At 66.4% G+C, this 20,913-nt stretch carries 18 protein-coding genes and 1 pseudogene; 9 read left to right on the top strand and 10 right to left on the bottom strand.

Annotated features, from left to right (window positions below; all coding sequences use genetic code 11):
- The first annotated feature begins 8 nt into the window (after positions 1 to 8).
- From ACQPW1_RS15665 to ACQPW1_RS15655, 3 genes are all read left to right on the top strand, one after another.
- A complete protein-coding gene (locus ACQPW1_RS15665; protein ID WP_433663432.1) occupies positions 9 to 1,502 on the top strand; it encodes an MFS transporter in 1,494 nt (497 codons plus the stop codon).
- 91 nt (positions 1,503 to 1,593) lie between these two features.
- Positions 1,594 to 2,262, top strand: a complete 669-nt coding sequence (locus tag ACQPW1_RS15660) for a GDSL-type esterase/lipase family protein (protein ID WP_433663431.1) — start codon at positions 1,594 to 1,596, stop codon at positions 2,260 to 2,262.
- Between the two features lie 35 nt (positions 2,263 to 2,297).
- The gene (locus tag ACQPW1_RS15655) at positions 2,298 to 3,230 is read left to right on the top strand and encodes an alpha/beta hydrolase (RefSeq protein ID WP_433663430.1); all 933 of its coding nucleotides are present in this window, start codon (positions 2,298 to 2,300) and stop codon (positions 3,228 to 3,230) included.
- A 117-nt stretch (positions 3,231 to 3,347) separates the two neighbouring features.
- Here the strand turns inward: ACQPW1_RS15655 and ACQPW1_RS15650 are convergent, their stop codons facing one another.
- Positions 3,348 to 3,713 carry an Rv2175c family DNA-binding protein gene (locus ACQPW1_RS15650; RefSeq protein WP_433663429.1) on the bottom strand — a complete coding sequence of 122 codons (366 nt, stop codon included), beginning with the start codon at positions 3,711 to 3,713 and terminating at the stop codon, positions 3,348 to 3,350.
- Between the two features lie 149 nt (positions 3,714 to 3,862).
- Between ACQPW1_RS15650 and pknB the strand changes: the two genes are divergently transcribed.
- Positions 3,863 to 5,836: a Stk1 family PASTA domain-containing Ser/Thr kinase gene (gene pknB, locus ACQPW1_RS15645; protein ID WP_433663428.1), complete on the top strand. Its 1,974-nt coding sequence runs from the start codon at positions 3,863 to 3,865 to the stop codon at positions 5,834 to 5,836.
- Between the two features lie 108 nt (positions 5,837 to 5,944).
- On the opposite strand, the gene ACQPW1_RS15640 is transcribed toward pknB, so the two are convergent.
- Positions 5,945 to 7,330, bottom strand: a complete 1,386-nt coding sequence (locus ACQPW1_RS15640; RefSeq protein WP_433663427.1) for a class II 3-deoxy-7-phosphoheptulonate synthase — start codon at positions 7,328 to 7,330, stop codon at positions 5,945 to 5,947.
- A 164-nt stretch (positions 7,331 to 7,494) separates the two neighbouring features.
- On the opposite strand from ACQPW1_RS15640, the gene ACQPW1_RS15635 reads away from it, so the two are divergent.
- Positions 7,495 to 8,016 (top strand): polyadenylate-specific 3'-exoribonuclease AS, encoded by a 522-nt coding sequence (locus ACQPW1_RS15635; RefSeq protein WP_433665247.1) that lies wholly within the window; start codon positions 7,495 to 7,497, stop codon positions 8,014 to 8,016.
- A 56-nt stretch (positions 8,017 to 8,072) separates the two neighbouring features.
- Here ACQPW1_RS15635 and ACQPW1_RS15630 read toward each other — a convergent pair whose 3' ends face one another.
- The 6 genes from ACQPW1_RS15630 to ctaE all read right to left on the bottom strand — a co-directional run bounded on the left by ACQPW1_RS15630 (position 8,073) and on the right by ctaE (position 14,777).
- Complete coding sequence (locus tag ACQPW1_RS15630) at positions 8,073 to 8,630, bottom strand: RloB family protein (RefSeq protein WP_433663426.1); 558 nt, start codon at positions 8,628 to 8,630, stop codon at positions 8,073 to 8,075.
- Between the two features lie 74 nt (positions 8,631 to 8,704).
- On the bottom strand, positions 8,705 to 10,012 hold the full coding sequence (locus ACQPW1_RS15625; RefSeq protein ID WP_433663425.1) for an AAA family ATPase: 1,308 nt from the start codon (positions 10,010 to 10,012) through the stop codon (positions 8,705 to 8,707).
- Positions 10,013 to 10,220: 208 nt separating this feature from the next.
- Positions 10,221 to 11,840, bottom strand: coding sequence for a cytochrome bc1 complex cytochrome b subunit (qcrB, locus tag ACQPW1_RS15620; RefSeq protein WP_433663424.1), 1,620 nt, complete (start codon positions 11,838 to 11,840; stop codon positions 10,221 to 10,223).
- 73 nt (positions 11,841 to 11,913) lie between these two features.
- Positions 11,914 to 13,143: a cytochrome bc1 complex Rieske iron-sulfur subunit gene (gene qcrA / locus ACQPW1_RS15615; RefSeq protein WP_433665246.1), complete on the bottom strand. Its 1,230-nt coding sequence runs from the start codon at positions 13,141 to 13,143 to the stop codon at positions 11,914 to 11,916.
- A gap of 100 nt (positions 13,144 to 13,243) precedes the next feature.
- Entirely contained in the window at positions 13,244 to 14,107 is an 864-nt protein-coding gene (qcrC, locus tag ACQPW1_RS15610; RefSeq protein WP_433663423.1) for a cytochrome bc1 complex diheme cytochrome c subunit, read from the bottom strand.
- Between the two features lie 58 nt (positions 14,108 to 14,165).
- Positions 14,166 to 14,777, bottom strand: coding sequence for an aa3-type cytochrome oxidase subunit III (gene ctaE / locus ACQPW1_RS15605; RefSeq protein ID WP_433663422.1), 612 nt, complete (start codon positions 14,775 to 14,777; stop codon positions 14,166 to 14,168).
- Between the two features lie 263 nt (positions 14,778 to 15,040).
- Here ctaE and ACQPW1_RS15600 point away from each other — a divergent pair, with 263 nt between their 5' ends.
- From ACQPW1_RS15600 to ACQPW1_RS15585, 4 genes are all read left to right on the top strand, one after another.
- Positions 15,041 to 15,460 (top strand): hypothetical protein, encoded by a 420-nt coding sequence (locus tag ACQPW1_RS15600; RefSeq protein WP_433665245.1) that lies wholly within the window; start codon positions 15,041 to 15,043, stop codon positions 15,458 to 15,460.
- Between the two features lie 124 nt (positions 15,461 to 15,584).
- Positions 15,585 to 16,646, top strand: a complete 1,062-nt coding sequence (trpD, locus tag ACQPW1_RS15595) for an anthranilate phosphoribosyltransferase (protein ID WP_433663421.1) — start codon at positions 15,585 to 15,587, stop codon at positions 16,644 to 16,646.
- A gap of 365 nt (positions 16,647 to 17,011) precedes the next feature.
- Complete coding sequence (locus ACQPW1_RS15590; RefSeq protein ID WP_433663420.1) at positions 17,012 to 17,299, top strand: hypothetical protein; 288 nt, start codon at positions 17,012 to 17,014, stop codon at positions 17,297 to 17,299.
- A gap of 48 nt (positions 17,300 to 17,347) precedes the next feature.
- Complete coding sequence (locus ACQPW1_RS15585; RefSeq protein WP_433663419.1) at positions 17,348 to 17,632, top strand: hypothetical protein; 285 nt, start codon at positions 17,348 to 17,350, stop codon at positions 17,630 to 17,632.
- Positions 17,633 to 17,637: 5 nt separating this feature from the next.
- On the opposite strand, the gene ACQPW1_RS15580 is transcribed toward ACQPW1_RS15585, so the two are convergent.
- A complete protein-coding gene (locus tag ACQPW1_RS15580) occupies positions 17,638 to 17,913 on the bottom strand; it encodes an Lrp/AsnC family transcriptional regulator (protein WP_433663418.1) in 276 nt (91 codons plus the stop codon).
- 913 nt (positions 17,914 to 18,826) lie between these two features.
- Positions 18,827 to 20,365: pseudogene (locus ACQPW1_RS15575) on the bottom strand (DEDD exonuclease domain-containing protein); the annotation flags it as partial.
- Positions 20,366 to 20,913 lie beyond the last annotated feature (548 nt).

Below are 20,913 nucleotides of genomic sequence, written 5' to 3'. Positions count from 1 at the left end.
AGGTCACCATGAACGCTGCCATCTCATCGACCGGATCCGACCGGCCGACCCGAGCAAGAACAACCGATTCCGGCCGAAACCGATGGCTGGCCTTGGTCGTGCTGAGCCTCGCCCAGCTGATGGACATCGTGGACAACACCATCATGAACATCGCACTACCCAGCGCCCAGCACGATCTGGGTTTCTCCGCAGGCGACCGGCAGTGGGTGGTGACCGGATACGCGCTCGCCTTCGGCAGCCTGCTCCTGCTCGGCGGCAGGCTCTCCGACTTCTTCGGACGCAAGCGGATGTTCCTCATCGGCGTCGGCGGATTCGCCGCCGCCTCCGCGCTCGGCGGCGCCGCCGGTGGTCTGGAAATGCTGCTCGTCGCGCGGATCGCCCAGGGGGTGTTCGGTGCGCTGCTCGCGCCCGCGGCGCTCTCGCTGCTGTCGGTCACCTTCGCCGACAACGCCGAGGAACGCGGCCGCGCGTTCGGGATCTTCGGCGCGATCTCCGGTGCGGGCGGTGCGTTGGGACTGCTGCTCGGCGGGGTCCTCACCCAAGGACTGTCGTGGCGGTGGTGCCTGTACGTGAACATCGTGATCGCCGCGATCGCGTTCGCCGGTGCGCTGGTGTTCCTGCGTGACGGCGACCGGCCCGCGCGGGTCCGGCCCGACATCGCGGGCACGGCCGCCGCGGTGTTCGGCCTGGTCGGCATCGTCTACGGGCTCGGCAACGCCGAATCGCACGGCTGGAACAATCCGGCGACCCTCGTTCCGGTCAGCGCGGGAGTCCTGCTGGTGGCCGCGTTCGTGCTCATCGAACGCCGCACCCAGCACCCGCTGCTGCCGCTGTACGTGCTGCTCGACCGTGTCCGCGGTTCGGCCTATCTGACCGTCGCGATCACCGGCACCGGCATGTTTGCGATCTTCCTATTCCTGACCTACTACCTGCAGAACACCCTGGGGTTCACGCCGATCCAGTCCGGCGCCGCGTTCCTGCCGATGATCGCCATGGTGATGGTGGGGGCGGTGTTCTCCGGGACGGCGCTGATGCCGCACACCGGGCCGCGGCCGCTGGTACCCACCGGATGCCTGCTCGCCGCGATCGGGATGGCGCTGCTCACCGGCATCGGCACCGACTCCGGCTACGCCACCGGTGTGCTACCGGCGCTGCTCGTCACCGGTCTCGGATTCGGATTCATCTTCGGCCCGATCCAGAACGCCGCGACCAGCGGAGTCCATGCGCACGATGCCGGGGTGGCGTCCGCGACGGTCAACACCGCTCAGCAGATCGGCGGATCCATCGGGTTGGCCGTGTTCAGTTCACTGACCACGACGGCGATCGACAGCTACCGCACCACACCCGGAACGACGCTCGCCCAAGCGACGATCCACGCCTATCACCTGGTGTTCTGGATCGCCGCGGCGGTGTTCGCTGGCAGCGCCGCACTGGGCGCGCTGCTCTTCCGCACCGGCCCGTTACCGGTCAGCGCCAATGACGTGACCGTCGAAAAGCATTGAGTTGTAGACGAATTCGATGTGGTCGCGAGCGTCCACCGAAACTACCTCTCCGCAAACGAATTACACCCGAAACCGAACTACAGGAACGCACATGACGATCACCCTCCGCCCCGGCAGCACCGTGCTGTTCACCGGCGACTCGATCACCGACCCCGATCGGCTCGAGAGCGAAGACGGCCACCGGTTCGGCTACCCGCTGCGTATCGCGGACGACTGGGCACTCCGACACCCGGAACGGGCGGTGCACTGGCTGGTCTCCGGGATGGCGGGTAACAAGGTGATGGACCTCGAAAAGCGTTGGCAGGCAGACGTACTCGACGCGCACCCGGACGTGGTGTCGATCCTCGTCGGCATCAACGACGTCGGCTGGCACTCCCTCGACCCGGACGGCTACGTGATCCCCACGGCGGACTACGCGGCAGGTTACGACCGCCTGCTCGCACCCCTCGCCGAGGCCGGGACCGAGCTCATCCTCATCGAGCCGTTCCTCCTGCCGATCAGCGGCATCGTCGAGGCAGGCCGGGGCAACGCGCGCCTCGACGAAGCGGATCGCAAGCAGTGGCGTGCCGACCTGGACCCGAAGATCCAGGTCGTGCACGAACTCGCCGACAAGTACAACGCGCACCTGCTCGCCGCCGACGACATGTTCGCCGAACTCGCCGTGTCGACCGGACCGGAGTACTGGTCCGACGACAGCGTGCACCCGACTCGGGCAGGTCACGCCGCACTCGCGGCGGCCTGGCTGCGCCTGGTCGCGTGACCGTGCCGAAACACACCCCGCCAGGAGTACAGGCGATGACCGACCGCAGCTTCCCCGCACCGTCCACGATCAGCGTGCAAGCGCAGCGATGGCTTGCGCTCCGTGGCGACGAGCTGGTGTATCCAGCGCCCGACGACGCCGAGGCCTGGCTCGCCATGGCCGAGCAGGCGAATCAGTCCACCGCCCAACGGTTTCCGATCGCCGAACTGCCCGTCACTGTCGCGGACCTCGACCTGGATGGCGTCACTGTGTACGCCGCCCGGCCGAACGGGATCGAGGCGACACCGGATGACCCGCTCTATCTCTGGATGCACCCGGGCGGCCTGCTGGTCGGCGGCGGGGCCGCGTGCCGCGCGACGACGAGCAGAACCGCGACGGAAGTCGGCATCCGCACGTGGGGCGTGGATTATCGAACGCCGCCTTTGTATCCCTACCCCGCAGCGCTCGATGATGCGGTCTCCGTCTACCGCGTCGCGCTGAAGGAACGCGACCCCTCGCGGATCGTCGTCGGCGGGGACTCCGCTGGCGGGAACATCGCCGCGGCACTTCTGTTGCGCGCCAAGGACGAAGGGCTTCCGATGCCCGCCGCCCTGGTGCTCAACACCCCGCAGGTCGACCTCACCGAAGCGGGCGACACCTTCCAGACCCTCCTCGGCGTGGACAACGTCCTGAGCAGCCTGCGCGAAACCAACGCGCTATACGCCGCAGGTGCTGATCTGACCGACCCCTACCTGTCCCCACTCCACGGCGACCTGTCCGGCTTCCCGCCCACCTTCCTGCAAAGCGGCACCCGCGACCTGTTCCTCTCCAACACGGTCCGGATGCATCGCAAGCTTTGCGCCACGGGCGTGGATGCCGAACTACACGTCTTCGAGGCCATGCCGCACGGCGGATTCGGCGGAGACACCCCCGAAGACCTCGACCGTGCCGCCGCACAACGCGACTTCCTCGCAAAGCACGGCATCTGAGATCACGGTTGATTCCGGTTCGCACGTAGTTCGGTCAGCGGCGATCTCCGCCGCGGGCCGGGATGCGCGTGCCTATCGGCCCGCACAACGTATGCGGGCGATCAGGCCGCGTTCGGCTCAGAACGGGTCGGCGGCGGCGCGGCGGATGACCTCGCGGGCGAGGGGGCCGTGCAGGGCGTCGACCGGGGTGCCGGGGAGGCTGTCGTCCTCGGTGAAGACCCATTCCAGGATCTCCTCGTCGGTGTATTTGGCGTCCTTCATGACGGTGATCAGGCCGGGCAGGAACCTGACAACGCCCTCGTGGTCGAAGAACCGTTCGGGAACGCTGACCACGCCGTCGCGGCGGACGGCGAGTAGCTGGTGGTCACGCAGCATCTGATGGACGCGGGTCACCACGAGCCCGAGTCTGTCGGCCACCTCGGGCAGCGGCAGCAGCGCCACGGACTCCGGAAGGACATCATCACTGCAGGGAAATGCACTCACGCGGATAACGGTAGACGGTCACTCGCAGCAAGTCGTGAGACACCCGGGTGCGTTTCGTCGATACCATCGTGAGGGCCGCACGGGGCGGTCGATCGCTTGTGGGATCAACCGCGAGGGGTGAGAACTTTGTGAAAGCCGGAGGACATCAATTGATCGGCCAGATGCTGGAAGGGCGCTATCGCATAGATGCGCCGATCGCCCGCGGCGGCATGTCGATGGTCTTCCGGGGCGTCGACACCCGTCTTGACCGTCCGGTGGCCATCAAGGTGATGGACCCGAAGTTCGCCGGTGATCCGCAGTTCCTCTCCCGGTTCGAGTTCGAGGCCCGCGCGGTGGCCAAGCTCAAGCATTCGTCGCTGGTCGCGGTGTACGACCAGGGTGTCGACGGCGAGTATCCGTTCCTGATCATGGAGTTGGTCGAGGGTGGCACGCTGCGCGAGCTGCTGCGCGAACGCGGTCCGATGCCGCCGCACGCGGTGCGCGCGGTGGCCGAGCCGGTGCTCGCGGCGATCGGTGTCGCGCATTCGGCCGGTCTCGTGCATCGCGATGTGAAGCCGGAGAACGTGTTGATCTCCGACGCGGGCGAGGTCAAGATCGCCGACTTCGGCCTGGTGCGCGCGGTGGCGGCGGCCAACACCACCTCGGCCAGCGTGATTCTCGGCACTGCCGCCTACCTGTCCCCCGAACAGGTGACCACCGGCACAGCCGACGCCCGCAGTGATGTGTACTCGTTCGGCGTGTTGATCTTCGAGCTGCTGACCGGGCGAGTTCCGTTCACCGGCGACACCTCCCTATCGGTGGCGTTCCAGCGGATCGAGAACGACGTGCCGAGCCCTAGCCGGTTCATCTCGGGTGTGCCGCCGGAGTTCGACGAGCTGGTCGCCAAGGCCACCGCGCGCGAGCCCGCACACCGATTCGCCGACGCGAACGAGATGGCGGCGGCGCTGCGGCAGATCGGCGCGAAGCTGAACCTGCCGCCGTACCGGGTGCCCGCGCCGCAGGAGTCGGCCGAGCATTTGAGCGCGAGCTATCGGATTGCCACACCGGCCAGTCAGCAGCCCGCGGCGAATCATCAGCCCGCCGCGATGGCCGCCCCCGCCTACACGCCGCCGACAGTGCAGCACACCAAGGTGGTCACCGCGGCGCGGCCCCGCGTGGATTACGGCCCGCCGGACGATTACGACCCGCAGCCACAGCGTCAGCAGTACGCGTCGTCGCCATATCAGGCGTACGCGCCCGATCGCACCAAATCGAAGCGCATGACGTGGGTGTGGGTCGCCATTGTGGTGATCCTCACGCTGGTGGTCGGCGTCGGCGGCTGGTGGCTGGGCGTCGGCCGGTATTCGCCGGTCCCGGCGATCGCCGGGATGGACTCCGACCGCGCGACCGCCGCGCTGCGGGACGCGGGATTCGAGACCGAGTTGCGGCAGAAAGCGTCGGACATCATTCCGGTCGGCGGCGTGGTCGGCAGCGATCCCTCGGCGGGATCGCGGGTCACCAAAGGATCGACGGTCGCGATCCTGATCTCCAGCGGTAAGCCAAAGGTGCCCGACGTGAAGCCGGGTGATCAGATCACCAAGGTCAATCAGCTGATTCGCGACGCGGGCCTGCAACCGGTGGATTCCGGTGAGATCGGCAACTCCGCGCCGAAGGGATCGCTCGCCAAGACCGATCCGGCGCCCGGCACCGTCCTCCCCACGGGTGGGCAGGTAAAGGTGTACCGCAGCAAGGGTTCTCAGCCGGTGAAGGTGCCCGACGTGCGCGGCAAATCGGTCGACGAGGCCACCAAGATCCTCACCGGCGCGGGTATCACGGTGCGCGAGAACCGACCTCAGTTCGACCGAACCATCGAGGCCGACAAGGCGATCGGCACCGACCCGGCCGCGGGCACGACCGTCCAGTCCGGCGACGGCATCACCCTGATCGTCTCCAACGCACTGAAGATGCCCGACGTCCGCGGCTGGACCGTCGCCAACGCCCGCGCGAAACTGCAATCCCTCGGCGTCCAGGTAGACGTGAAACAGCTTGTCGCCAGCGATAGTTCACTCATCGTCTCGCAGACCCCCGCCGTCGGCGCCAACATCGAATCGGGCAACACCGTGTCATTGGTGGCCCTGCCTTAGGTCTGCCCGCTCGGATTCCATGGCCTCGCCGCACACTTCTTGATTTCCCGCACAGGGAATCGCATGCGATTTGCTGTGCAGGAAATCAGAAGGTGTGCGGCTGCGTGCTCAGCGGAGCATTTCGGCGACGAGGAACGCCAGTTCCAGGGACTGCTGGGTGTTGAGGCGCGGGTCGCAGGCAGTTTCGTAGCGGCCGGACAGGTCCAGGTCGGAGATGTCCTGGGCGCCGCCGAGGCATTCGGTGACGTCTTCACCGGTGAGCTCGATGTGCAGGCCGCCGGGGTGGGTGCCGAGGGCGTGGTGCACCTCGAAGAAGCCCTGGACCTCGTCGACGATGCGGTCGAAGTGGCGGGTCTTGAAACCGGTGGAGGCCTCGTGCGTGTTGCCGTGCATCGGGTCGCACTGCCAGATCACCTGGTGGCCGGTGGCCTGGACCTTCTCGATGATGGGCGGCAGCACGTCGCGGACCTTGCCGTTGCCCATCCGGGAGACGATGGTCAGTCGGCCGGGCTCGTTGTTCGGGTCGAGCCGCTCGACGTACTCCACCGCCATATCGGGCGTGGTCGTCGGGCCGATCTTCAGGCCGATCGGGTTGGCGATGAGTTCGGCGAGCGCGATGTGCGCGCCGTCGAGCTGCCTGGTCCGTTCGCCGATCCAGAGGAAGTGTGCGGACAGGTCGTAGAGCACCGGCTCGCCCGCGGCGTTCTCGCTGAGCCGCAGCATGGCGCGCTCGTAGTCGAGGACCAGGGCCTCGTGGCTGGCGTAGATGCGGGCCGAGCTCAGGCTCGGGTCGTTCACCCGGCAGGCGGTCATGAACGCGAGGCCGCGGTCGATCTCCTCGGCCAGTGCCTCGTAACGAGCACCGGCGGGCGACTTCGCGACGAAGTCACGGTTCCAGTCGTGCACCTTGTGCAGGTCGGCCATGCCCGCGCCGGTCAGCGCGCGCACCAGGTTCATCGCCGCGCTGGCGTTGGCGTAGGCGCGCACCAGCCGCGACGGATCGTGTTCGCGCTGTGCGGCATCGGCGACCAGCGCGTTGACCATGTCGCCGCGGTAGGACTTGAGGCCGAGCGAATCCGTATCGGAAGAGCGCGGTTTCGCGTACTGGCCGGCGATGCGGGCCACCTTGACCACCGGCAGGCTGGCGCCGTAGGTGAGCACGACGGCCATCTGCAGCAGGGTGCGGATGTTGCCGCGGATGTGCGGTTCGGTGTTGTCGGCGAACGTTTCGGCGCAGTCGCCGCCCTGCATGAGGAACGCCTCGCCGCGGGCCACCTCGGCGAGCTGCTCGCGCAGGTCCTCCACCTCGGCGGGCACGCAGATCGGCGGCACGCTCTCCAGCACGGTGCGCATCTGCGTCGCCTGCTCGGGATCCCACGAGGGCTGCTGTAACGCGGGACGGGCCAGCGCGTCGTCCAACCGCCTGCGCAGCTCGTTCGGCAGCGGCGGCAGTTCCGGGAGGCGATCGATCGGTACGTCCACGGTCCAGTTCACTCGTTCAGAATACGGACCACTCGGACGTCGGTGGTACCCACCATAGGGGTGGACGTGGCCACCGCCCTCGGTCCGCGGAGCCCGGCTGCAAATCCGGCCCCCTCCCCACCTAGGGTGATCGGTGGGAGGTACCTGCGGCGCGACGCCTGCGCCATACCGAATTGCTGAGGAGTAGACCGATCTCGCTTCGATACTTTTACGACTGCGAATTCATCGAGGACGGGGTCGTCATCGACCTGGTCTCCATCGGTGTCGTGTGCGAGGACGGACGCGAATACTACGCGGTGTCCACGGAATTCGATCCCGAGCGGGCCGGCCCGTGGGTGCGCAAGCACGTGCTGCCGCAGCTGCCCTCGCCGTCCTCGCCACTGTGGCGCAGCAGAAAGCAGATCCGCGACGACCTGTACAAGTTCCTGGTGCCGCGCTCGTCCGTGGTGCCGGAGCTGTGGGCCTGGGTCGGCGCGTACGACCACGTGGCGTTCTGCCAGCTGTGGGGTTCGATGGTCGACCTGCCCACCGCCCTCCCCCGCTACACCAACGAGCTGCGTCAGCACTGGGACGCGCACGGCCGCCCCGAGCTGCCGCCGGTTCCCCCGGACGCGCACGACGCACTCGCCGACGCCAGGCACAACCTGGCCAAGTTCGAGGCGATCGAAGCGTCTCGCCGCAGCGCGCCACGGTTGTAGTCGAACGACCGTACGCTGCTCGGGCAGACGATCCGCCCCGGACAGCTGGGCCGACTTCAGCTGCGGGGCTCCGGCGACTGCTCAAGCGCCCGAATTAGCTCGTACATCGATGACGACGGATTGTTGTCCGGAAGCGTGTTGCCATTGCTCTCATGGCGCTTTGCGAGCATTGCCGCTCGTCGCACCGCGTGCGTTCGGAGAGGCATATATACGGCCGCCGCATCTATGTGTTTGCCATCGCGGCGGTCGAGCCTCCTGCTATCGCTTTCAGCGCATTTGGTATCGATATACGCATTGTGATCTCGGTGGTGCAGGATCAGCCAGAGCTCGAAACACGGATTCGAGATGGCCAATCCGATTCCATGCTTCCCGGCCAGCTCGACCGCTTTAGTTAGATGTGGATGATGCTGCGGCCACTCTACATCGAAGACACACCAGCATTCGTCGATCTCCTTGTCCTGTTTACGCGCGACCGCGCGTTGCACAAGAGTAAGAGGCACTCCCTGTTCTGGGTCCAACTCGATTCTGACCGAATTATTCGACCGAACATGCGGCAGGTTCTTGACAGCTTTCAGATAGTCATGCTCCGTGTTGACACCTTCACAGAAGATCAAGATGGTCCGAAGTTCTGTGCGAGTACCAATCCTGCGCCCAAGTGGCCGGGCGGGTTTGCGTCGTACCATGCCGGTCAGGCAATCATGCCGAGAGCACGAAGAAGGTCAGCCCTGTCGATGTCGGGCAAAGCGCCGAAGCGACCATGAAGGTAGGCGTTCTCCAGGTTTTGTGACTTGCGGACGCGTTCACCGGCGAACTCGGCTAGTCCGCCAAGCCTGGTGGCGCCGCTACCCGACTTCTCGGTGAACCATACTTCGTCCCGGTTGAGGTGATTGAGCAGGCTGGTGTCGTGTGTCGTGAAGATCAGCTGAGCCCCCAACGGGTTTGTCGCCGAATCATGAAACAACTGGATCAGCTGCGCCGAAAGAGTCGGATGCAAACTAGCGTCGATCTCATCGAGTACGAGCATCGAGCCTGACCGAAGCGTGCTCAGCAACAATCCGATCAGCACGTACCAGTTTCGGGTACCCGCCGATTCTACGGCGAAATCAAGCGTGGCGGATTCGGCGGATGAGCGATGCACGAGACGTGGCAGCCTAGTAGTCAGAACCTTTCCCGACGACAGCACATGATGTTCTTCAGCGAATAGCACATCTTCGATCCCGAGATCAGCCATTTGCAGCAATGCCAATGCTTCGCGCCGATTCTTTTCGTGCTCAGCTTCAGAGCCTGTCTCAACCTCGACGTCATCGAATAGGTCCGCGAAAAGACTATCGTTCCTTTCGAGGTCTCGACTCGAATCGAACCACCAGTCTGTCGGCCTGTCCCCTGCCTGAGCATGAACCATACTCCGAGGCATGGGGCCAACCCCGCGAGTCCTCATGCCGAGCAAGGCATTTGCGAAGCCAGACACCGAGGGGTCGTCGAATCGCCGGGCAGCGGAAAGTGCCATTGTTCTGTCCGTGAGCAGCTGACGGGTGCCCGACAGATCACCCAATCCACGCTGGAGCGTGAGCTTCAGCTCCTCACGTTCGAAGATTCGGCGACGCTTTTTTTCCGGATAATGAAACAGGCCCTCGTAGCGGACCCGTTCATTGTCCAATTCGACCAGATATTCGTAACGTACATCGTGCACCAGCAGCTCTACGGTGAACTCGGTGGATCGGCTTGGGCCATCCCCGAACGCGAAAGGCTCGATAGGAATCGACTCATCCCATGCGCGGACCGACAACCTGACCGCATCACGAATCCACTGCAGTGCCGCCACCACGTTCGACTTGCCCGAGGCGTTCGGGCCATAGATCCCGGCAGCGGTGAGGATGTGCTCGCCCAGCATTGCTGCCTCACGCGCGGCCGGTCGATCGCGATCGACCGCAACCATCGATAACTCAGCCTGGTCGAGGATCGATCGGAAGTTAGAGACTTCGAATCGAATCAACACAGCTGCATCCTACGCACCTAAACGCTGGATTGCAGCGCACAAGACATAGATTCTGTCAGAAATATACGAAACTGGCAGCCTAACTGGCGTACATCTGTAGACATTACCTCGCGGTTACGCGTTCGGCGAACCCATCATCGATGATGGTCGACCACCGTAAGCACGCAGGCCCCGAGTCCATGACTCGGGGCCTGCGTTTCTTCAGCGATCAGTGGCTGTGCTTGCCACCATGCTCTTTTTCTTGACGCGCCTGCAACACCTCGAGCTGCTTGTGCTCCTCGGCGTGCTCGATCTCGAAGTGCTGCTCGCTCTCCTGCCACGGGTCCGCGCGCAGGAAGCTGCCGGTGCCGGGCTTGCCCGCCGAGCCGAGCTTGTTCATCTTCTTCGGGACGGTCGCGCCCTGGTACTCGAGCGGGATCGGGTGGCCGTGGTCGTCGACCGGGCCGAGCGGCTGGTGCACCTCGATGTACTCACCGTGCGGCAGACGCTTGATCACGCCGGTCTCGATGCCGTGCTCCAGCACCGCCCGATCGCTGCGCTGCAGGCCGATGCAGAACCGGTACGCGATGAAGTACGCGAGCGGCGGCACGACCAGGATGCCGATGCGGCCCATCCAGGTGGTCGCGTTCAACGAGATGTCGAACTTCAGCGCGACGATGTCGTTGACGCAGGACAGGGTCAGCACGACGTAGAAGCCGATCGACATGGCGCCGATCGCGGTACGCACCGGCACGTCGCGCGGACGCTGCAGCAGGTTGTGCCCGGCGGTGTCGCCGGTCAGCCGCTTCTCGATCCACGGGTACATGATCAGCACCGTGAACACCAGGCCCATGATCAGCGCCACCCAGAACACGGCGGGGATCGTGTAGCGACCCAGGTAGAGCTCCCACGGCGGCATCAGACGCGCCAGGCCGTCGGTCCACATCATGTAGAAGTCGGGCTGCGAACCCGCGGAGACCTGAGACGGGTTGTACGGCCCCAGGTTCCAGATCGGGTTGATCTGGAACAGACCACCCATGATGCCGACGATGCCGAGGGTGAACGCGAAGAACGCGCCCTGGTCGGCGGCGAACACCGGGATGATGCGGGCGCCGACCACGTTGTTCTCGGTGCGGCCCGGTCCGGGGAACTGGGTGTGCTTCTGGTACCAGACCAGCGCCACGTGCGCGGCGATCAAGGCCAGGATGATGCCGGGCAGCAGCAGCACGTGCGCGATGTAGAGGCGCGGGATGATGATCGTGCCGGGGAAGTCCCCGCCGAAGATCAGCCAGTGCATCCAGGTGCCCGCGATCGGGATACTCATCGTGATACCGCCGAACGCGGCCCGCAGGCCGGTGCCGGACAGCAGGTCGTCGGGCAGCGAGTAACCGAAGAAGCCCTCGAACATGGCCAGGATCAGCAGCAGCGAGCCGATCACCCAGTTCGCCTCACGCGGCTTGCGGAACGCGCCGGTGAAGAAGATGCGGAACAGGTGCACGATGATCGACGCCGCGAACAGCAGTGCGGCCCAGTGGTGCACCTGGCGGACGAACAGACCGCCACGCACCTCGAAGGTGATGTCCAGCGAGGTCTCGTAGGCCCGCGACATGGTGACACCACGCAGCGGCTGGTACGAGCCGTTGTAGACGACCTCGGTCATCGACGGATCGAAGAACAGCGTCAGGTAGACACCCGACAGCAGCAGGATGATGAACGCGTACAGCGCGATCTCACCGAGCAGGAACGACCAGTGGGTCGGGAAGACCTTGTTGATCGACCGCTTCATGAACGCGGCGGCTTGGTACCGCTCGTCCATCTCGTTGGCCTGTGCGGCGACAGCAGGACTCATGCCTGCACCTCGCTGACGCTCGGTTCCGGCATGTGCCCTGCACGCTGGCACATGATTCGCTCACTACGTTCACTCATGAACGACGCTCCCAGTAGGCCGGGCCGAGCGGCTCGATGAAGTCGCCGTTGGCGACGAGGTAGCCCTCGGAGTTGACGGTGATCGGCAGCTGCGGCAGTGCGCGAGCGGCGGGACCGAAGACCGGCTTACCCCATTCGGTCGCCAGGAACTGCGACTGGTGGCAGGGGCAGAGGATCTTGTTGGTCTGCGACTCGAACAGCGACGTCGGGCAACCGAGGTGGGTGCAGATCTTCGAGTAGGCGAAGTAGTCGCCGTAGTTGAAGCTCTCCTGGCCCTTGCGCTTGATCGCCTTCTGCGCGTCTTCGGTGCGCAGGCGAATCATCATGACCGCGTTGCGGATACCGCGCAGCGACTGCAGCGTGGCGTGCTCGTCGCCGCGCCACTTCTCTTTCCACGGGAACACCGTCTCCATGCCGCCCGCGTCCATGTCCTCGGGGCGGACGAGCACGACGTCCTCCGGGCGACCGGTGTCGCGGCGGATGTAGATGGTCTCGCCCGGGAAGTCCGGGGTCCAGCCGGAGACCCACAGCGGCGACTTCTCGCGCTTGGCCCACGGGTTCTTCACCATGCCGCCGACGAACACCAGCAGCGCGCCGATACCGAGCACGCCGACGCCGGCGCCGGCCGTGCGGGTGATCAGCTTGCGGCGGGCCAGCGTGGAGGTGTCCAGCGCGTCGGTCAGCTCGGCGACCAGGGTGCGCCGCTCGACCTCGGGCGACGGGCCGTCGTGGCGGTCCTGGATGGACAGCTCGGCGGGGATGAACATCTTGCGGATCAGCACCACCGCGACACCGATGACCAGCACCGAGACGCCGAAGGTGACGCCGACCAGCGGGGTGAACAGCGAGTAGGCGGTGTGGCCTTCCTCGTCGGAGGGCTTGAACTTCCACGGCCAGAACAGGTACACGCCGACCAGCGCCGCCGCGGCGATGCCGGAGACGGCGAACCAGAACGCGACCGCGCGCTCGGCGCGCTTCTCGGCGCGGGTGCCCGGCACCGGGAACCGCTCGCGCCGGTAGGCGACGTCGACGCCGTCCCGCTCGGTGCCGAGCTTGACCAGCTCGTCGCGCGTCATCGCGTCGAGTTCGGCCTCGGTGTAGTCCTTCTTCAGCGCGTGGCTGTCGGACTCCGCCACCGCGTGACCGTCGGAACTCGCCACCACCTCGTGGGAACCGTGGCCCGTGGACGGCTCGCCGCCGTCGTGGCCCTCATCCGGCCGACCCATGTCGTTTGGCTCCTTCTCATCCGTCATGACTGCGTCCTCTGGGTCATGAGCCCGAGCCCTGCGTGGTTACACTGCACTGCCGCCTCCGGGCTTGACGTGCTCATGACCGCGACCCGATCCAAATCGCGGCACCGACCACGGTCGTAATACCGATCACCCACATGACCAGGCCTTCGGTCGCGGGACCGAAACCGCCGAGATCCCAGCCGCCGGGGGCCTTCTCCTCTTTCGAGTTCATGACGTAGGCGATGATGTCGCGCTTCTCTTCCGGCGAGAGCTGCCGGTCGGAGAACTTCGGCATGTTCTGCGGGCCGGAGACCATCGCGTCGTAGACCTGCTGCTCGGAGGCGGGCTCCAGCGGGGGCGCGAACTTACCGGAGGACAGCGCGCCGCCGCGGCCGGTGAAGTTGTGGCAGGACGCGCAGTTCATCCGGAACAGTTCCGAACCGCGGGCGATGTCGTCGCCGCGCAGCGACTCCTGCGCGATCTCACCGTTCGCGTCGCGGACAACGCTCGGGCCGCCACCATTGGCCGCCACGTACGCCATCAGCGCGTCGGTCTGGTGCTCGTCGAACTTCGGTGGCTTGCGCTGCGCCTGGGCCTCGTTGCGGGCCATCGGCATGCGGCCGGAAGACACCTGGAAGTAGACGGCGGCCTCACCGACACCGATGAGGCTGGGGCCGCGGTCCTGCACACCCTGCAGGTTCGCGCCGTGGCAGGTGATGCAGGACGTGTCGTAGAGCTGATTGCCCTCGCGGATCAGCGCCGAGGAATCCTCGTTCGCGGTCGCCCGCTGCGGGTCCGGCGTCAAGGCCGCGGCCAGGAAGCCTGCTCCGACGAGGCCCACCAACAGCGCGAGCCCGCCCGCGATGCGACGGCGAACGCGGCGCTGACTGCGTGTCTTGCTGGCCTCGCCGCTCCCGTTGCTGGCGGGCTCTGGCGCTGACGGGGGAGATGAACTCATCTGTGTCCCTTTGGAGTAGACGGAACCGACGTGTGCAAAAGACTGGGGTATGCCCGACTCAGCGGACGAAGTAGATCGTGGCGAACAACCCGATCCACACGATGTCGACGAAGTGCCAGTAGTACGAGACGACGATCGCGGCAGTGGCCTGCGCGGGGGTGAACTTACTGACCTTGGTGCGGATCAGCAGGAACACGAACGCGATCAGACCGCCGATGACGTGCAAACCGTGGAAACCGGTGGTGATGTAGAACACCGAGCCGTAGGCACTGCTCGAGACCGAGGTGCCTTCCTTGACCAGGTTCGTGTACTCGTAGCCCTGACCCGCGACGAACATCGCACCCATGATCAGGGTGACGACGTACCAGCGGCGCAGGCCGAACACGTCGCCCCGCTCCGCGGCGAACACGCCCATCTGGCAGGTGAACGACGACGCGACCAGCACGGCGGTGACCGGCACGGCGAGCTTGAGGTTCAACTCGGTCGGTTCCGGCGGCCAGACGCCGTGCGCCTGTGCGCGCGCGACGAAATACATCGCGAAGAGGCCGGCGAAGAACATCAACTCGCTGGACAGCCAGATGATGGTACCGACGCTGACCATGTTGGGCCGATTCAGCGAGTGCACACGCTGGGTAATGGCCGATCCGGGGGTCCCTACTGCGGTCGTCACGGGGGTAAGTATGACTCGTCGTAGTACGACACAAGTACCCGGGTGCGAAACTTGTGTCTCCGTGTCGGAAAACCCACGGACAGACAGCCTCTCGACCAGGGCTCGGCGTGTTGAAGTCGGCCCGCCCGCGGCGCGGCGGCGTCGGTCGGGACGTGTTTACGTGCCGGGTCCGCGTGCCCTCGGGTAGCTGGACCACAGCATGACAGGTGTGCGTAAGTAAAAGCTGAGATGGAGGCGATGTGGCAGCCGGTTTGTGGCGCCGAATGTTCGGGCGAAGCGGGCCTTTGCCGCTGGATCCGAGCCGGGCCGATCTGGTGGTGGTCGCGGCGAGTTTCGATGACGCCGAGGCGTGTTCGGCGGCGCTGGCGCGGGCGACCGAGTTGGTCGCGGACGCGGATGCGGTGTTGCGGCATCATCTGCGGATTCCGCCGGATCAGGTCGAGGCGGTGTGTGCGATCGCGGCGCAGGACGGGTATACGCCCACGCCGCAGGTCGGTGGGCCGGGGACGGATGCGTTGGAGACGGTGATTCTCCAGCGGGTGCAGGTGCTCGACGCGCTGCACTGTTCGCAGGAACGTTCCAGGATGGCCGGGCTGGCGCAGCGGCACGAGGGCACCGCTGACGGTTGGGATGCGCTGCAACCGCGTCCCGCGACCGAAGAATCCGGGCCTTCGACCGGGTAGCGGCCGTAAGTTCTCGCGGACTGGGCTCTGCACGGTTTAACGACGGGCTTCGCCCCGACAGTGGGCAGTAGGCTACTTCGCGACAAACTGGTGTGAAACCAGTGTGACGGGAGAAAGTAAGTTCATGAGCGTGCGCAGCTGGCCCCAGGTGCTCGGAACCCTCGCCGACGGTGGCGACCTGGCCGCGGACGACACGGCGTGGGCGATGGACGAGATCATGTCGGACAACGCCACCTCGGCCCAGATCGCGGCGTTCGGCGTCGCCATCAAGATCAAGGGTCCGACCGCCGCCGAACTGACCGGCCTCGCCACCGGCATGCTCAAGCACGCCAGGCTGGTACACATCGACGGCGACGCGGTGGACATCGTCGGCACCGGCGGTGACCGTTCCGGTTCGGTGAACATCTCCACCATGTCCTCGATCGTGGTCGCCGCGGCCGGGGTGCCGGTGGTCAAGCACGGCAACCGCGCGGCCTCGTCCAAGAGCGGCGGCGCCGACGTGCTCGAATCCCTCGGCGTGCGACTGGCGCTCGGGCCCGAAGCGGTGGCGCGCTGCGTGCGCGAGGTCGGGATCGGCTTCTGTTTCGCGCCGGTGTTCCATCCCGCGCTGCGGTTCGCGGGTGCGGCGCGCAAGGAGATCGGCATTCCCACCGTCTTCAATGTGCTCGGGCCGCTGACGAATCCGGCGCAACCGCGCGCCGGGCTGGTCGGGTGCGCGTTCGCCGATCTGCTCCCGGTGATCGCAGGCGTGTTCGCCGGACGTGGCGGAAGTGCGCTGGTGGTGCGGGGTAACGACGGGCTCGACGAGATCACCACCTCCGACACCACCACCGCCTGGGTGGTGTCCGGCGGGCAGCTGCGGGAGACCACGATCGACCCGACCCGACTCGGCATTCCGCGCGTCGACCTGGAGGCGCTGCGCGGCGGCGACGCCGAGGTCAACGCGGGCGTGGCGCGCAGCGTCTTCGCCGGAACCAGCGGTGCGGTGCGCGACGCGGTGCTGGTGAACTCGGCCGCGGCCATCGTCGCCTACGACTTGTCCCAGGGGACAGTCGATTACGAGGCCGACGTGCACGACGCGTTGGCAGGCGGAATCGAGCGAGCCGCCGAGGCCATCGATTCGGGTAAGGCGGCCGCGCTGCTCGAGCGTTGGACGAAGCTGACCGTCACGCTCGGCGACCGCTGAACCCCACCTCCCCTAGACCTCGCAATGCCGCCCGCGCGGCAGTCAACCTTGCCCCGCGCATGAATTTGCCCGCCGCGCACGCAATTGCCCGCAGTTTCGGTCGCAGCCTGATGAAACGTGCGCGGCGACGCTTGCCATGCGCGCGGTGGCGGGCGACCTGCGGGTGGTGGGGTGGGCTCAGCGGGTGCTGCGCTCGGGTTTCAGGCCGTCGGGCGCCAGTTCCGAGGTTCAGCGTCAAACGCGAGACACGACGATAGCTATAGCGCATAAGATATGGTCAGCGCGGTAGCTAGACCGGCGCCTTCATTACCTGGCCGAGTCGGCGCGGCATGCGGCGAACGGCTTCGACTGGCGAGGAGCACAGCATGCGACGGAGCATTCGTGCAGTACTCGGGAGCGTCTCGGCGGCCGCCGTCTGCGCAGCCGCTCCGATGGCTGTGGCCGATGGTTGCGGGCTATTCGTGAACGGGGTGAACTACACCGGCCGAAACGGATGCGTCCTGCTCGGCGACGACGCGCCCCGCGATTTCGAGAACGACACCGACAGCGTGGTGACCATCTATGCCGATGCCACCTGTGGCGGTATCGCCACCGAGGTCCTCTCGCCGCACGACAGCGGCCCGTACACCGGTAAGTCGATGATCATCAGCTGATCCGGCTCCCGGCGAGAACCCCGGCTCCGATCAACGAAGGAGCGCAGCATGAAGCGCAGCATTCAGATCGCACTCGGGGTGCTTTCCGTGGTTGTCGTGTACGTCGCCCCGATCGCCGGGGCCGCGGAGGGTGAACTGCTCGTCGACGGCACCGATTACGGCGGGCAGTCCGGCTGTATCGACCTCGGCCCCAATGCGCCACGCAAGTTCAAGAACAACAGCGACCGGCTGGTGACCATCTATATGAACGTCCACTGCGTGGGCGCCGCCTCCGGCATCATTTCCGCTCGCGGGAGCGGCACCTACACCGGAAGTTCGATGCTGCGCAGCTGAGTCCGCTACTCCCCCAGCGAGAACCCGGCCTCGGTATCCGCGCTGGCGTAGGACTTGAACGCGATGTGCGTGATGGTCCGCGCGACACCGGGGACCTTGTCGAGCCGGTTGGTCACCACTTCGGCGATCTGCTCGTGGTCGCGCACCCGCACGATCGCGATCAGATCCACATCGCCCGCACAGGAGTACACCTCGGCAACACCTTCGGTGTCCGCAACGGCCTGCGCGGTCTCGGGAATGCGGCCATTGTCGGCGTCAATCATCACGATCGCGGTAATCATGCGCTCAGCCTAAGCGGTCGACGTACGCCTCCTCAGCGGGTTGGGCGTGCGCCGCCGCATCCGCCACCTCCGCCCACCCCATCCACCGCGCGGCGCCGTACATCGGCTCGCGATACCCCTCGGTAGTCCGCACGATCCGCACCCCCGCCCGCGCCAACCAGCGGGCAACAAGCGCCGCCTCTTCCGGCGAGGCACCGCGCAGAGGCGGCACGTTCACAGGCACCCAATCCTGCGCCGCACCCGCCAACCTCGACAACGCCTCAGCCGCATGACCGCTCGCCTCACCGGTGCCTGCCATGTCGTTGTTCGCCGCGCCGCCGTTCGCCGCAGCGCCACCACCCGCCGAAGCGCCGCCGTTCGCCGCAGCGCCACCGCCCGCTGGGTTGGCGCCTACCGCGCTGACACTCCCCGCACGATCAGCTGCAACGCCACCTGCCGCGTCACCGCCTGCCGCGCCGACACCCACCGCACGATCAGCTGCCGCGCGATCGGCTGCGTCACCGCCTGCCGTGCTGACACCCACCGCGCGATCGGCCGCAGCGTCACCTGCCGCGTCACCGCCAGCCGCGCCGACACCCACCGCACGATCAGCCGCAGCGCGATCGGCTGCGTCACCGCCCGCCGCAGCGTAGACCCGCGACACCACCGCACCCGCAGCGTCGCCTACCGGGGTACTGCTCGCAGAATCGTCGCCTGCCGGGTGGCCAACTGATGAATCGCCACCGACAGTGCCGCTCACCGCGTTGCCGCCCACCACAGCGGTGCGCGCCGCGCTATCGACTGTCGCGTTGCCCGAATCCTCAACCTCCCCAACGTGATCCGACGAACGGGCAGCACTCTGCTCGAGTGTTAGCACGGACGATCGGGGCGCCGGAATGTCCACGACGATCTGGACCTGAGCGGCCACGCCCCCCTCGGGGATCACAGTCTCGGCAGCAGCGACGATCTGTTCTACGACAGCCATCGGCGGCACTCCCCGTACCGCGTTCCCCGCGCCCGCGAGGCGGCCGTAGCGAATCACCGCGAACTCCCAACCACCCGCGCCGTCCGGGTGCGCGGCGATCAACTCCGCGATGCGCGCGACGGCGGCGAGGCGCTGGGTCCGATACAGGGCACGGACGACGGCGGCGGTGCGGTCACGTAGCCGTGCGGCTGCCTCGAAATGCTCGGCGCGGGAATGGGTTTCGATGCGATCGAGCATCGTGCGCAGCGGAGCATCGGAGTAACCGGCGAACAGTGCGCGGACGAGCGCGGGAGTGGGTGCGTATTCCTCTGTATTAATAGGAGTGCCACTCGAGGCCGCCGGGCAGCCGCCGACGATCGCTGGCGGGCACTCGTGCGTGCCGTGCCGGGGCAGGCGAGTACTGCAGGTGCGCAGGCCGGTGTATTCGGCGATGATCACTGCCAGCTCGGTCGCATCGGCACGAGAGTTGAAGGGACCCAGCGCATCTCGGTTCGGAGTGCGCACGATGGAGAATCGGGGGAAGGGTTCGTCGGTGAGCACGATCCACCAAGCGCGCTTGGGGAACTTGGAACGGCGGTTGTACGGCGGGGCGTGCGCGACGAGCAGTCGCAACTCGCGAACACCGGCCTCCAGCGCGTGCGCGCAGACCACATGGTCGACCCGAGTGGCGAGCGAGACCATCTCTTTCATCCGCCCGCGGGTCTCCGAGCCGGTGAAGTAGTTGCGCACTCGGCGGCGCAGATTCACCGCCGTGCCGATATAGAGGACCTCGTCGGTCGGCCCGCGGAACAGGTACACGCCGGGGCTCGCGGGCAGATCGGCGGCGAGGACGCGCTTGGCGCGCTGACGCGGCGTGACGTCGGGTAGGTAGTCGACCAGCTCGGTGAGGCTGTGCACGCCCTGGTTGCCGACCCGAGCGATCAGCGCGTGCAGCACGTCCACGGTCGCCCGCGCGTCATCCAGCGCCCGGTGCGTGGGCTGTGTGCTCGCGCCGAGCAGCTGAGCCAGCGCGCTCAACCGAACCGACGGCGCCTCATCCCTACCGAGGACACGGCGGGCCAGCTTCACGGTGCACAGGACGGTCGCAACGGGCCACGCCATGTCGTTGGCCGCCGCCGCGGCACGCAGGAACGCCATATCGAACCGCGCGTTGTGCGCGACCAGCACCGCGCCCGACGCGAACTCGAGGAAGCCGGGCAGCACCGACGCGATCTCGGGCGCCCCGTAAACCATCGCCGTGGTGATCCCGGTGACCTGCACGATCGCGGGCGGCACCGCCCGCCCCGGATTGACCAGCGTGGCGAACTCGCCGAGCACCTCGCCGCCGCGCACCTTCACCGCCCCGATCTCGGTGATCGCGTCACCGCCCGGACTGGTCCCGGTCGTCTCCAGGTCGACGACCACGAAGGTGGTGTCGAACAGGGGCGTGTCGAGGTCATCGAAGACCAGCTGCTGGGCGGCGGCCTTGCGCGGCGCGGGGTCGGACACGGGCTGGAGCGTAGGGGGTGGGTCCGACAAGAACGGGCCGCGCGCGGACAGACTTCCGCGCACACGAAAACCCCAGAAAATGTCTGAATTACGCCGTGCGTATTTCGTTCTGTTACCCACGAAATGATCTAGAACGCCAAAAAGTGACGCAGGTCACATCGTCGCATAAAACGTATCAATCGGTCGGGCGTGTCGGGCAACGGCGACGGGCCGCTTCATGCTCGCTGTGACCGATCACAGCGAGTTGGCCGACCGCCCAGTGTTCGACCCGCAGATGTCCCCGAGATGAACGTAGCGACCTGGGGGAATGTCCAAACGGTTCACTCTCGGTCGCCGGTAGGCGATGGCATCGCTGACCGAGATAGCGACCGGGACGCTCGCCGCCGAGAATGCGTCGTTATCTATTCGTGATTGTTGGGATATATCTCACACTGATTAAGCGTGAATTCACACCCACACACAGAATTCGCAGGAGCCGGACTTTACAAACCCCCGTGATGTGTTCGTAACCTTTTCGAGACCTCACGGAGTCCGACGCACCAACTCGG

This window comes from Nocardia sp. CA-128927 (assembly GCF_050955855.1).
In the GTDB taxonomy this organism is placed as follows: Bacteria; Actinomycetota; Actinomycetes; order Mycobacteriales; family Mycobacteriaceae; genus Nocardia.
Note: the sequence above shows the minus strand (reverse complement) of the source record. Positions and strands in the feature narration are given on the sequence as shown.

Bases quoted from the DNA above. Each gene is read 5' to 3' on its own strand.
- ACQPW1_RS15590 (WP_433663420.1), top strand. From the start codon at position 17,012: ATGCGACGGAGCATTCGTGCAGTACTCGGGAGCGTCTCGGCGGCCGCC.
- ACQPW1_RS15660 (WP_433663431.1), top strand. From the start codon at position 1,594: ATGACGATCACCCTCCGCCCCGGCAGCACCGTGCTGTTCACCGGCGAC.
- qcrC (WP_433663423.1), bottom strand. From the start codon at position 14,107: ATGAGTTCATCTCCCCCGTCAGCGCCAGAGCCCGCCAGCAACGGGAGC.
- ACQPW1_RS15600 (WP_433665245.1), top strand. From the start codon at position 15,041: ATGTTCGGGCGAAGCGGGCCTTTGCCGCTGGATCCGAGCCGGGCCGAT.
- ACQPW1_RS15585 (WP_433663419.1), top strand. From the start codon at position 17,348: ATGAAGCGCAGCATTCAGATCGCACTCGGGGTGCTTTCCGTGGTTGTC.
- ACQPW1_RS15665 (WP_433663432.1), top strand. From the start codon at position 9: ATGAACGCTGCCATCTCATCGACCGGATCCGACCGGCCGACCCGAGCA.
- trpD (WP_433663421.1), top strand. From the start codon at position 15,585: ATGAGCGTGCGCAGCTGGCCCCAGGTGCTCGGAACCCTCGCCGACGGT.
- qcrA (WP_433665246.1), bottom strand. From the start codon at position 13,143: ATGGGTCGGCCGGATGAGGGCCACGACGGCGGCGAGCCGTCCACGGGC.
- ACQPW1_RS15655 (WP_433663430.1), top strand. From the start codon at position 2,298: ATGACCGACCGCAGCTTCCCCGCACCGTCCACGATCAGCGTGCAAGCG.
- ACQPW1_RS15580 (WP_433663418.1), bottom strand. From the start codon at position 17,913: ATGATTACCGCGATCGTGATGATTGACGCCGACAATGGCCGCATTCCC.
- qcrB (WP_433663424.1), bottom strand. From the start codon at position 11,840: ATGAGTCCTGCTGTCGCCGCACAGGCCAACGAGATGGACGAGCGGTAC.